This window comes from Bacillus sp. FSL R5-0439 (assembly GCF_038008805.1).
Classification (GTDB): Bacteria; Bacillota; Bacilli; order Bacillales; family Bacillaceae; genus Bacillus; species Bacillus safensis.
On the sequence record NZ_JBBOZW010000001.1, the window covers coordinates 1,124,206 to 1,136,186 of the forward strand.

Annotated in this window: 12 protein-coding genes; 11 read left to right on the forward strand and 1 reads right to left on the reverse strand. The window is 42.0% G+C overall.

Annotated features, from left to right (window positions below):
* The first annotated feature begins 3 nt into the window (after nt 1-3).
* The 7 genes from argB to NST59_RS05590 all read left to right on the forward strand — a co-directional run bounded on the left by argB (nt 4) and on the right by NST59_RS05590 (nt 8,788).
* Nucleotides 4-780, forward strand: coding sequence for an acetylglutamate kinase (gene argB, locus NST59_RS05560; RefSeq protein WP_039177767.1), 777 nt, complete (start codon nt 4-6; stop codon nt 778-780).
* Entirely contained in the window at nt 777-1,928 is a 1,152-nt protein-coding gene (locus NST59_RS05565; protein ID WP_126682021.1) for an acetylornithine transaminase, read from the forward strand. The genes argB and NST59_RS05565 overlap by 4 nt, the downstream gene beginning before the upstream one ends.
* Before the next feature lie 70 nt (nt 1,929-1,998).
* Nucleotides 1,999-3,060 carry a carbamoyl phosphate synthase small subunit gene (locus tag NST59_RS05570; RefSeq protein WP_341040423.1) on the forward strand — a complete coding sequence of 354 codons (1,062 nt, stop codon included), beginning with the start codon at nt 1,999-2,001 and terminating at the stop codon, nt 3,058-3,060.
* Complete coding sequence (locus tag NST59_RS05575; protein WP_341040425.1) at nt 3,053-6,133, forward strand: carbamoyl phosphate synthase large subunit; 3,081 nt, start codon at nt 3,053-3,055, stop codon at nt 6,131-6,133. Before NST59_RS05570 ends, NST59_RS05575 begins: the two co-directional genes overlap by 8 nt.
* A complete protein-coding gene (gene argF, locus NST59_RS05580) occupies nt 6,130-7,080 on the forward strand; it encodes an ornithine carbamoyltransferase (RefSeq protein ID WP_216431212.1) in 951 nt (316 codons plus the stop codon). The genes NST59_RS05575 and argF overlap by 4 nt, the downstream gene beginning before the upstream one ends.
* Nucleotides 7,081-7,182: 102 nt before the next feature.
* A complete protein-coding gene (locus NST59_RS05585; protein WP_008348517.1) occupies nt 7,183-7,362 on the forward strand; it encodes a YjzC family protein in 180 nt (59 codons plus the stop codon).
* 160 nt (nt 7,363-7,522) lie between these two features.
* Nucleotides 7,523-8,788: an MFS transporter gene (locus tag NST59_RS05590; protein ID WP_039177783.1), complete on the forward strand. Its 1,266-nt coding sequence runs from the start codon at nt 7,523-7,525 to the stop codon at nt 8,786-8,788.
* Nucleotides 8,789-8,913: 125 nt separating this feature from the next.
* Here the strand turns inward: NST59_RS05590 and NST59_RS05595 are convergent, their stop codons facing one another.
* Nucleotides 8,914-9,108, reverse strand: a complete 195-nt coding sequence (locus NST59_RS05595) for a YjzD family protein (protein WP_003211779.1) — start codon at nt 9,106-9,108, stop codon at nt 8,914-8,916.
* A gap of 212 nt (nt 9,109-9,320) precedes the next feature.
* Between NST59_RS05595 and NST59_RS05600 the strand changes: the two genes are divergently transcribed.
* From NST59_RS05600 to NST59_RS05615, 4 genes are all read left to right on the forward strand, one after another.
* A complete protein-coding gene (locus tag NST59_RS05600; protein ID WP_047201782.1) occupies nt 9,321-10,061 on the forward strand; it encodes a hypothetical protein in 741 nt (246 codons plus the stop codon).
* A 73-nt stretch (nt 10,062-10,134) separates the two neighbouring features.
* On the forward strand, nt 10,135-10,710 hold the full coding sequence (locus NST59_RS05605) for a nad binding enzyme (protein WP_126682018.1): 576 nt from the start codon (nt 10,135-10,137) through the stop codon (nt 10,708-10,710).
* 92 nt (nt 10,711-10,802) lie between these two features.
* Nucleotides 10,803-11,765, forward strand: a complete 963-nt coding sequence (locus tag NST59_RS05610; RefSeq protein ID WP_058838840.1) for a BMP family ABC transporter substrate-binding protein — start codon at nt 10,803-10,805, stop codon at nt 11,763-11,765.
* 13 nt (nt 11,766-11,778) lie between these two features.
* On the forward strand, nt 11,779-11,976 hold the full coding sequence (locus tag NST59_RS05615; RefSeq protein WP_024425054.1) for a ComZ family protein: 198 nt from the start codon (nt 11,779-11,781) through the stop codon (nt 11,974-11,976).
* Nucleotides 11,977-11,981: the final 5 nt, after the last annotated feature.

Sequence of the window (11,981 nt, forward strand, 5' to 3'; positions counted from 1 at the left end):
GACATGGATAAAACGATCGTGTTCAAGTGTGGAGGCAGTGTCATTCGAGAACTTTCAGATACCTTCTATGAAAATGTCCGCTCACTTCAAGCTGCTGGGTTTAAGCTGGCTATCGTGCATGGCGGAGGACCTGAAATCACCGACATGCTGCAAAAATTAGAAGTGAAAACAGAATTTGTTGACGGTCAGCGTAAAACAACGAAGCCTGTGTTAGAGGTAGCCGAAATGGTTCTCTCGGGAACAGTCAATAAATACTTTGTGTCAGAGCTCGCAAAGCATGATATACCATCTGTCGGCGTATCCGGTAAAGATGGGCAGATGCTTGTCGCCGATTTCCTTGATCAAGACGTTTATGGGTACGTTGGCGAAATCAAAGAAGTTCATCCAGAAATGGCGGAAGCACTCATGGAGAAACAATTCATTCCTGTAATTGCGCCGCTGTCTATGACGGAAGAATGCCAAACCTTAAATGTGAATGCTGATTTAGCAGCATCAGCTGTCGCCGGAGCCATGAAAGCTGATAAGCTCATGTTTGTCACAGATGTTGAAGGCATTTTAAAAAATGGTGAACTATTAGATGTCGTCACCGAACAAGAAGCCCTTTCACTCATTGATGAAGGCATTATTTCCGGGGGAATGATTCCAAAAGTACAATCCGCTTTGAGTGCTTTATCAGGTGATGTAGATGAAGTGATGATCGTAAATGGCAAAGGCAGTATCTTTACAGGAGAAACCTTTAAAGGCACAAGAATCGTAAAACAAAAGGAGGCGGTCCTGTGAGTCATCTTTTTCAAAATTATGGACGGTGGAATGTTGAAATTAAAGAGGCAGCAGGTTCTTGGGCAGTCGATACAAATGGGAAAAAATATTTAGACTTTATCCAAGGCATTGCAGTAACAAATTTAGGCCACAATCATCCAAAGGTCAATCAAGCCATTAAGGAACAGCTTGATCACGTCTGGCATGTGTCGAATCTGTTTGAAAATGGTCTGCAAGAAAAAGCAGCAGAAAAGCTGGCAGCAAACAGTTCAGGCGATCTCGTGTTTTTCTGCAATAGCGGCGCAGAGGCAAATGAAGGTGCCATTAAATTAGCACGTAAAGCGACAGGGAAAACAAATATCATCACATTTTTGCACTCTTTCCATGGGCGCACGTATGCTGGTATGGCTGCCACAGGTCAAGATAAAATCAAAACTGGCTTTGGTCCTATGCTAGAAGGCTTTCACTATGTACCGTTTAATGATCCAGACGCTATGTCAGCCTGTGCAGTCGATGATGTGGCAGCGGTGATGCTGGAGGTTGTGCAAGGTGAAGGTGGAGTGAATCCAGCGACACCAGAATTTCTAGAAGCAGTTCAAGCATTTTGTGAAAAGCATGAAGCACTGCTGATTGTAGACGAAATTCAAACGGGCATCGGTCGTACAGGAACAGCATTTGCGTACGAAGAGACGTGTCTTGATCCTGATATTATCTCTGCAGCAAAAGGGTTAGGAAACGGCTTTCCAGTTGGTGCAGTTATAGGGAAAAAAGCTCTAGGAGATGCATTTTCCCCAGGTTCACATGGTACAACATTTGGTGGAAATATGCTTGCCATGGCCGCTGTGAATGCAACACTCGATGTAATTTTCCAAGAAGAGTTTCTTTCAGAAGTCAAAGAAAAGGGCGATTACTTGTTAGAAAAGCTGCAAAATGTCAAACAGCTGAATATTGTAAAAGAAGTGCGGGGAAAAGGATTGATGGCAGGTATTGAATGTGATCAGCCAGTCGGTGACTATATCTCAGCTCTTAGAGAACAAGGGTTGCTGGTGCTTCCAGCTGGTCCAAATGTCATTCGTTTATTACCTCCGCTGAATGTGAAGAAAGCAGAGCTGGATCAAGCGATCGAAGCAATTGTTCAAGTATTAGCCAATAAAACAGTTTCGGTGTAAATTTTTTTACAAAGAAACGTATAAAAATACATTTATATCATTAATTATTCAATTTTGGGGTGACATAAGCATGAAAGGTTATTTAAATTTAGAAGATGGAGCCTCTTTTGAAGGAGATCTGACAGGAGAAGCTGGCATCACAGGTGAAGTGGTCTTTTTTACAGGTATGACAGGTTATCAAGAGGTGCTCACAGATCCTTCCTATAAAGGTCAGATCATTGTTTTCACATATCCGCTGATCGGAAATTACGGCATTAATCATGAAGACTTTGAGAGCAAAAAGCCTCAAGTAAAAGCGGTGGCTGTTTACGAGGCAGCAGAGCATTTTTCACATCATCTTGCAGCGGTCAGCTTAAAAGATTATTTACAAAAGTGGAATATTCCGCTTCTGACACATACAGATACGCGCGCAGTCGTGCAAAACATCCGGGCAAATGGAACGATGAACGCTGTGCTCAGTGTAGACGAAAACGAAACGCCGCCTGCAATGAAACAAGACAATGTCGTCGCACAGGTGACAGATAGCGAGATCTACACACAAGGCAGTGGTGAGGAACATGTGGCGCTCATTGATTTTGGCTTTAAAAAATCAATTGCAGATTCGCTTGCAGCGCGCGGCTGTAAAGTAACCGTCATTCCATATAAACAAATGGAAAAGGTGTTTGAGATCAAACCAGATGCGATCCTGCTGTCAAACGGACCTGGAGATCCGAAAACCATGACACCATATTTAAAAACGATTCATGACATCATGATGACATTCCCGACACTTGGAATCTGCTTAGGTCACCAATTAATCGCTCTAGCACTTGGCGGGGATACGTATAAGCTGCCATTTGGCCACAGGGGAGCGAATCATCCTGTACAGGATACTGAATCCAAACGTGTCTTTATGACAAGTCAGAACCACAGCTATGTGGTGAATGAAAAAAGCATGAATGACAAAGAAGTGGATGTGAAATTCCTTCATGTCAATGATGGATCTGTAGAAGGATTCATTCATAAAGAAAAGCTGATTATGTCAGTTCAATTTCATCCAGAAGCACACCCAGGGCCTGCTGAAAGTGAATGGGTATTCGATGATTTTATTGAGAAAGTGAAACAAGCAAGGAGAGAAGTCGCACATGCCTAAAGATCAAAGCATAAAAACCATTCTAGTCATCGGGTCTGGTCCGATCATCATTGGTCAGGCAGCAGAATTTGATTACTCAGGAACACAAGGATGTATGGCCTTAAAAGAAGAAGGCTACAAAGTCATCTTAGTGAATAATAACCCAGCAACCATTATGACAGACGAGTCATTTGCTGATGAAATCTATTTTGAACCGCTTTCAGTTGATTCAGTGACAAGAATCATTGAAAAGGAAAAACCAGATGGTCTTTTAGCCAACCTTGGCGGACAGACGGCTTTAAACCTTGCTGTCGAGCTAGAAAAAGCCGGTGTGCTGAAAAAGCATGGGGTGACCCTGCTCGGAACGTCAGTTGAAACAATTGAAAACGGTGAAGATCGAGAGAAATTCCGTGCTCTCATGAAGCATTTGAACGAACCTGTGCCAGATAGTGAAATTGTGGATAATGCGGAAGATGCCCTTCAATTTGCAAAAGAAGTCGGCTTCCCAGTCATCCTAAGACCAGCATACACACTTGGCGGTAAAGGCGGCGGAATCGCTCTAACAGAAGAGGCATTTAAGCCGCTCATTGAAGGAGCTCTTTTAGCGAGTCCGATTCACCAGTGTTTAGTTGAAAAAAGCATAGCTGGCTTTAAAGAAGTCGAATATGAGGTCATGAGAGACCGTCAAAATACGTGTATCACGGTATGCAACATGGAAAATATCGATCCAGTTGGTGTGCATACAGGAGACTCAATTGTCGTTGCACCTTCCCAAACACTAACGGATCAGGATTATCAAATGCTCCGTTCAGCGAGCCTGAAAATCATTTCAGCACTGGATGTAGTCGGCGGCTGCAACATCCAATTTGCCCTTGATCCACTCAGTAAAGAATACTTTGTCATTGAGGTGAATCCTCGGGTCAGCCGTTCATCCGCTCTTGCATCAAAAGCAACAGGCTATCCGATTGCGAAAATGGCAGCTAAGCTTGCGGTGGGGTATACGCTTGACGAATTGAAAAACCCGCTCACAGGCACAACCTATGCTAGTTTTGAGCCGGCACTCGATTATGTTGTCGTGAAATTCCCGCGCTGGCCGTTTGATAAATTTAAACAGGCAGACCGTCAATTAGGCACAAAAATGAAGGCTACTGGCGAAGTCATGGCGATTGATCGGAATTTAGAATCAGCCATCCAAAAAGCAGTTGCATCCCTTGAAATTAAAACGAAGGGCTTCCACCTGCCAGAACTGAAAGAGCAATCGACAGAACAATTATTTGAACTCATCAAAACACCAGACGATCGCCGATTTTTCGCAGTTATGGAGCTTCTTTCAAGACAAGAAACGGTTGAAACGATTCATCAAACGACGAAAATCGATCGATTCTTCTTACATGTGTTCCAGAATATGATTACGCTCGAGCAAGAATTGAACGATCATAAGGGGACGCTATCAAAAGATACCTTGAAAAAGGTAAAAGAAAAAGGATTCCTTGATGAAACGATTGCTCTTCTTACGGGTCAAACGGAAGAGTCAATCAGGCAGCTCCGTCAAGAGTACGGGATTGCTGCTTCATTTAAAATTGTCGACACATGTGCGGCGGAATTTGATGCAAAAACGAATTACTTCTATTCCACCTACTTTGGAAAAAGTGATGGTGAGCATCAAGAAAAAACAAAGCAGCGTGCTCTTATCATTGGCTCAGGTCCGATTCGAATCGGGCAGGGGGTCGAATTTGATTATAGTGCCGTTCATGGCGTTCTTACCTTGCAAAAGCTTGGATTTGAAACCATCATGATGAACAACAATCCAGAAACAGTCAGTACTGATTATGAGATTGCAGATCGTTTATATTTTGAGCCGATTACATTAGAGCACATCCTAAACGTTGTGGAAGCAGAACAAATTGATTTTGTCATTGTCCAATTTGGCGGACAGACTGCGATCAACGTCGCAGAAGGCTTAGAAAAAGCCGGTGTCACGTTGTTAGGTACATCCTTTGCTACGCTGGATGCACTTGAAGACCGTGATTTATTCTATCAGCTTCTTGATGAACTGAACCTTCCTCACGCAAAAGGAGATACAGCTCATTCAAAAGAAGAAGCACTCGTACATGCGAAAAGCATCGGTTACCCTGTATTAATTCGCCCATCGTATGTCATTGGCGGAATGGGAATGATCGTTGTTCAGTCAGAAGCACATTTGGCATCACTGCTCGATCAGCCAGATCATTTGCCATACCCAATCTTAATTGATGAGTACGTCACTGGAAAAGAAGTTGAAGTGGATCTTATTTCTGACGGAAAAACAGCCTTCATTCCAACGATCGTAGAACATATTGAGAAAGCGGGCGTGCACTCAGGTGACAGCTTTGCCATTTTACCAAGCATCTCAATCAGTGAAGATATCAAACAGCAGGTGCATACTGCGTCTGAACAAATAGCGAAGAAATTAGCGTTCAAGGGTATTATGAATATCCAATTTGTCGTCAAAGGTGATCAGGCGCTTGTATTAGAGGTGAATCCGCGGGCAAGCCGGACTGTTCCAGTCGTCAGTAAGGTAATGGGCATTGATATGATCCCAATGGCCACTCAATTATTAGCTGGTGCGGCGCTTGAAGAGCTAAACCCTGCAACGAAAAACAAAGGGGGGACAGCGGTCAAATTCCCAGTGTTCTCATCCCATGCCATTCAAGATATCGACCTCAAGCTGACACCTGAAATGAAAGCGACAGGAGAAGGAATGTGTGTAGGCAAGAACGCCGAAAGCGCCTTGAAAAAAGTGTTTGCACCGATCTGGAAGAAAAAAGGAAGCCTCTTTATACAAGGCAGTGAGCAATTGATCGATGAAGCGAAACATGCAGGCTTTGATGTCTGGAATGGCAGCTTTGAATCCTGGCTGCAGAATGAAGATAAATCCCTTCATATTCATTTAGGAGAAGATGAAGAGGCAAAAGAGCAGCGTGTAAAAGCACTCACACACGGCGTTCAAGTTCTAACTGAATATGAAACAGTTCAAGCATTCCTGCAAGGGAAAAATGGAGATGTATCACCAGTATCACTCCATGAATTATATAAAAAGGAAGTGACGGCATGAGTCAAATCGACGTGCAACCGGCATTATACGGAAAAGACTTTTTATCGTTAAAAGATTTCTCAATCAATGAGATTGCTTATTTAATTGAAAAAGCGGAAGAAATGAAACAAAACCCATATCAAGATTTATTCAAAGGGAAAACGTTAGCAATGATTTTTGAAAAATCTTCGACTAGAACCCGTGTCTCGTTTGAAGCGGGGATGACGCAGCTAGGAGGACATGCGCTCTTCCTCAGCTCAAATGATTTGCAAATTGGCAGAGGGGAAACCATCAGTGATACAGCGCAGGTGCTGTCTGGCTATGTCAACGGTATTATGATTCGAACCTTTGAGCATGAGAAGGTTGAAGAGCTTGCACAATACGCGTCTATTCCAGTCATTAATGGATTAACGGACTACTCACATCCATGTCAGGCACTTGCTGATTTATTAACGATTAAAGAAACAAAAGGCACGTTAAAAGGAATCAAAGTCGCCTATATCGGTGACGGAAATAACGTGGCGCACTCCTTGATGGTCGGCTGTGCGCAGCTAGGATGTGACATTGCGGTTGCATCACCAAAAGGCTATGAACCACTTCAAGAAGTAACAGACACTGCCCGTGAGTTTGCGAAACAATCAGGTGCAGAAGTGACCGTGACGACAGATCCTGTCGTAGCTGTAAAAGATGCAGATGTTATTTATTCAGATGTGTTTACAAGCATGGGCCAGGAAGCAGAAACAGAGAAACGTATTGCTGAATTTAAAGAATATCAAATCAATGACGAACTGATGAGTCTTGCGGCAAAGGACTATATTTTCCTTCATTGTCTCCCGGCACATCGCGGCGAAGAAGTGACGGCAGATATTATTGACGGGCCGCACTCAAAAGTATTTCAGCAGGCAGAAAACCGCCTGCATGTGCAAAAAGCGTTAATGAAAGAACTTATGTATCAACCATCCAAATAAATCAAAGTGTCCCTGACTCGTATGAGCAGGGACTTTTTGCATAAAGGATTGGAGAGTCAAGGGACGGGACATAATAACATCAATCGAGAAAGGAGGATGAAAATGGGTCAGCAGCATCAATTTAAATCAGGGAATAAGGCACCAAATAATGGTGTATATATCGAGATCGGTGAAACTGGCAGTATGGTGAAAGATCCTTTAAAGATTAAGCTTAAAGCAGGCGATGTCTTTCCTGATAACTCGAACCATAATCGTGTTTGGACTTACCAAAGAAAGCCGTAAGCAATTGACTAAGAGTCATAAGGAATAAGTCTTTAGAGGCATGTGTCATGCCTCTTTTTTCTTTATAATAAAAAGCAATTAAGTTCCAATTTTCAAATAAATAGTATGGAAATTAAACTAAAATGTGTAATTGGAAAATATTGTTGAAAGGATTTGTGTGATGGAAAAGATGAATCTCAGTGAAAGTGTTTGGAATAAACGCTTCACCTCATTATTCATATCAAGACTCATTAAAAACACAGGGGAAAGTTTTGCTTTTACATCCGTCCTTTGGCTATTGATTTTAAGAGGGGATGGAGCGCTCGGTACAGGACTTCTTCTAGCAGTAACTGTTCTCCCTTCATCTTTGTTAGCCCCAATATTAGGACCTCTTATGAAAAAGCATCATTTGTCTAAATGGATGTTCGCTTCAGATGTTGTTCGAGCAACAATTGTACTCATTATTCCACTTCTGCACTTTTCGCATCTATTGCCTCTATGGTTATTGATCTCATTAATGGTTATTCAATCGGCAACAGGTGCAGCATATAATCCAGCTTCGGTGGCCATCTTACCGCAGATTGTTCCAAAGCATCTCATTCAAAAAGCAAATGCGATCCTGCAATCTTCTTTTGAGATTGTTGCACTTGCAGCAGTCATGGTGGCTGGTCTTTTGGTTAAATTAATTGGACCTGCTGATACTCTGCTGATCACCACTGCTTTATTTGTTATTTCTGGTCTGTTTATTATCGGGGTTAAACTGAAGAAAACGGATGAAGAAAAAGCAGCAGGCATTAAACAAGCGAAGAATACATATTTGTATAACTTAAAAAAAGGGTTTCTCGTTGTCAAAAACCATCACATTTTATTTGCACTCACACTTTATTGTATCTTAATGAATGTCGCAGCAGCTCCGTGGCAGGCGCTCTCAGCGGTATACGTAGCAGAAGCGCTGCAAAGCGACTCCATGGTGTATTCCATTTTAAGAGGCGTTGCCGCAGTGGGCGCGTTTATGATGGGCTTCGCTCTAGCGAAGGTCAAAATTAAGAGATTTGGTTTGTTCTTTATTGTCGCTGGCATGATTGAAGGGGCCGCGTTCTTTATGACAGGGATGAGTACATGGCTGCCGGTCGTTCTGCTTGCTTCCTTTATTTTCGGAGCTGCTGTCAGTGCGATCAATGTACCGGAAATGGTCATTATTCAAACGTCTGTTGACCAAGAGGATCAGCCGCAAGTATATGCTGTGATCAATGCGTCATCAAATGTCTTTCTCCCGCTTGCAGCTGTCGTATCAGGCGTTCTGGCAGAAAGATTTGGAGCGGGACCCGTCATTGCTGGCGGAGGAATCCTTGAAATTTTATCAGGTATCGCGATCTTCCTGTTTACAGGGCTTGCGAAAAGCCATTTGACAGCGGACAAACAAAAGTCCGAAACCGTCGAGGTGTGAACAATAAAAACCCCCTGTATGTTATAGACAGGGGGTTTTAGCATGCCGCTTTTCAATCACGCAGAAAAAAAGAAAAAGAGCTAAACATCATTTTAGCTCTTTTTCACAAATCGATTTCTTGCATATTAAGAGTGTTTTGTTGAACTTTCCGTTTCTTTCATTGGACTTACTTCAGCAAAGATGAATAAAATAACCGTAAACACAACTGCAAGAATGGAAGTGAGCGTAAAATCATAAGCAGCTCCATTCATAGAGGCAACGATGTAACCAGCCATATGTGTCAGCAGAAAAGTCCAAATGAGGGTGATAATATAATGCATAATCCCACCGTCCTTTATGTAACAATCTATTGATTATCATACCATAGATGCAAGTGAAGGGAAAAGACTGTTTTCCGCCTTTATGTGACCATTTTTAGACCTTCTGCTATAAAAATAAAAAGAATTCTTCTGTCTTTAGGGGATTTCCTTATTCCTACAAGAGTTGTTGTTCATATCATAGAAAGCAGAATCACTGAAAGGAGGCTGGCCATATGGGTGTAAGCGAACGTTTTTTCCAGCTTGGTTCCCAGTGGAATATCATTCACCTTCCTCAAAAACCAAATGGCTTTGGCATTCTAATCCTCGGTGACCGAAATCACTTTGTGCAGGAAAATACATCATTCTGGCTTCAGCATTATGGAAGAAACCAGCTTTTAACTGCCTTAAAGGATGAAGGATATACATTGTTTAATAGTCAACTTCATGGGAATCACTGGGGATGCGAAGATGCTGTTTTTAGTGCCAAGCAGCTCGTGCATCACACATTAAAACAAGAAATATTAAACCGGGAAATTCATGTGCTCGCAGAGGGAATGGGCGCACTTGTTGCCATGAGCCTTGCTGAGGAGATGCCTGAAGTGTTAAGGTCCATTGCGATGATGAATCCATGTCTGAATCTGGATGCACAACGAGAAAGAGAAAAGGAACACAAATTCTTTTACAAGCAGCTGATCAAAGAGTTAGCAGAGAGCTATGGCTGTTCTGAAAAGGAAGCTGAAACGTATCCACTGCCTTCTTGCCCTGTTCATTCTGCTCATGTGCCGATTCATATATGGCAAAGACTAAACGGCGCACCTTATGCATATGAACTTCACGCAAAACCTTTTATTGATCAGCATATGAAAAATCCAGAACATTGTCAGATCGATCTCACACTGCATATGTTTGATCATCCGAGAAGAATCTTTCAATCCATTCACAAGTTTTATAAATCGCATGAAAGAGAATTGTGATGAATAGGATGATAACAGCCCTTCATAGAAAGGGCTCTTCTTTTTATTCGATATTAAAAAAGGGGACATGAACATGGAAACAGGACTGATCATAGGGGCAGATGAGTTTTTTGGCCTGACACTTTGTGAATATATGATGAAAGAGGGCATTCAAGTGGATATCACGCGTCCTCATGATCTTAAAGAAGAACAAAAAGGACTGTTAGAAGAGCGGATGATGTGGCTGGGCAGAAATGATCTCGTTCGTGTCATTGACCTTCAGGATAGCAAAGACACGTATGATCTCATTTTTATTCAATCAGAGGAACCGCATAACAGGCAGGAAGACATCAAAGCAAAGCATGGCATGTACCGGATTCTTTTTGATAAACCTGAAAACGAATCAGCAAAACAGAATGTGCCGGCAGTGATTCTTCCTAACATGTTCGGACCATGGACACTCAATGAAGATCAAACAAAGCGTGCAGATTCATTTTTTGTAGAAGATGTGGCGAAGAACTTGTTACAATGGGTATCAGACACAGGTCAAAGACAGGACATGACGTATGAATTGAAGGTAGAAAGCGAAACAGATGACAAAAAAGCAGAAGATATGATAGCTGAATGGAAAAGACAAAACTCAACATTTTTCGACAAAAAGCAAGAATGATCTTCCATCTTATCTTTTTTCAGTATAAAATAAACCTATATTTAACATACAGGTTCATCACTGCATGTTGCAAAAAGGGAGTTGAACATGGCATGAAGTACCAGCGGCTTGTCATGATCTTTTCGTTCCTTCTTCTATTATCTGCCTGCTCGCAGGCGCCTTTAAAAGGAAAAATTGAGAAGGTGGGTTTACTCGTCCCCGATACGATCAATGATCAAGTTTGGGGAACGAAAGGTTATAAAGGCTTATTAAGTATCCAATCAACATTTGGTGTAGATGTTTATTATAAGGAAGGAATGGTCGACAAGGAGAAAATCGTTGATGCCATTGAAGAATTCCATAAAAAAGGAGTCAATTTGATTATTGGCCATGGCAATGAATACAGTGAAATTTTCAACTTGATCAGTGAAGATTATCCAAACATACAATTTATTACGGTCAATGGAAACAAGCCTCAGGCGGACAATGTCACAAACGTGACATTTAAAGGTGAAGCGATGGGCTTTTTCGGAGGCATGACAGCTGCACATATGTCTAAAACAAAAAAGATTGGTATTCTTGCTACATATGATTGGCAAAGTGAGGTAGACGGCTTTATCAAAGGGGCAAAATATCAAGATGAACATGTACAAGTGTTAGCAGAGTTTGTCGAAAACTGGGATGATGCTGACAAAGCGGTGGAGCTCTATCAAAAATTAAAAAAGCAGGGCGTAGATGTTGTGTATCCCGCAGGTGATGGTTATAATATCCCTGTCATTGAACAAATCAAAGCCGATAATTTATCAGCGATCGGGTACGTGACCGATCAATCCAACCTCGGAAGTCATACGGTTTTAACGAGCACTGTCCAGCATGTTGATAAAGCGTACAGCATCATTGCAAAGAAATTTAATGAAGGCAAGCTAAATGAACAAGGTGAGTACTCCTTTGATTTTAAAGAAGGAGTGATCGAGATGGGGAAATTTAGCACCACCATTGACGACGCTTTTGTGAAAGACATTGAAAGTGATATTGCGTCTTACAAAAAAACTGGCAAACTGCCAAATGAAAAGTGAGGAGACGACGATCATGCAGCACGAAAAATCGATGGAATTTTTACAAATTGCCATGAAGTATTTTCCGCAGGCAAAGGAAGAATTAGATAAAGCAGGGATTCAGCTTGAGCCTGAAGCGCTTCAGCCGCTGCTAACATTATTTACATCTGTCATGCAGGAAGCATACGAGCTTGGAAAAGCAGATGCAGAATCAGAAAAAGCCACAGAATAGTGGCT

Excerpts from the sequence above, each read along its gene's own strand:
- argB (WP_039177767.1), top strand. The coding sequence starts at position 4 with ATGGATAAAACGATCGTGTTCAAGTGTGGAGGCAGTGTCATTCGAGAA.
- NST59_RS05570 (WP_341040423.1), top strand. The coding sequence starts at position 1,999 with ATGAAAGGTTATTTAAATTTAGAAGATGGAGCCTCTTTTGAAGGAGAT.
- NST59_RS05575 (WP_341040425.1), top strand. The coding sequence starts at position 3,053 with ATGCCTAAAGATCAAAGCATAAAAACCATTCTAGTCATCGGGTCTGGT.
- argF (WP_216431212.1), top strand. The coding sequence starts at position 6,130 with ATGAGTCAAATCGACGTGCAACCGGCATTATACGGAAAAGACTTTTTA.
- NST59_RS05585 (WP_008348517.1), top strand. The coding sequence starts at position 7,183 with ATGGGTCAGCAGCATCAATTTAAATCAGGGAATAAGGCACCAAATAAT.
- NST59_RS05590 (WP_039177783.1), top strand. The coding sequence starts at position 7,523 with ATGGAAAAGATGAATCTCAGTGAAAGTGTTTGGAATAAACGCTTCACC.
- NST59_RS05595 (WP_003211779.1), bottom strand. The coding sequence starts at position 9,108 with ATGCATTATATTATCACCCTCATTTGGACTTTTCTGCTGACACATATG.
- NST59_RS05600 (WP_047201782.1), top strand. The coding sequence starts at position 9,321 with ATGGGTGTAAGCGAACGTTTTTTCCAGCTTGGTTCCCAGTGGAATATC.
- NST59_RS05605 (WP_126682018.1), top strand. The coding sequence starts at position 10,135 with ATGGAAACAGGACTGATCATAGGGGCAGATGAGTTTTTTGGCCTGACA.
- NST59_RS05610 (WP_058838840.1), top strand. The coding sequence starts at position 10,803 with ATGAAGTACCAGCGGCTTGTCATGATCTTTTCGTTCCTTCTTCTATTA.
- NST59_RS05615 (WP_024425054.1), top strand. The coding sequence starts at position 11,779 with ATGCAGCACGAAAAATCGATGGAATTTTTACAAATTGCCATGAAGTAT.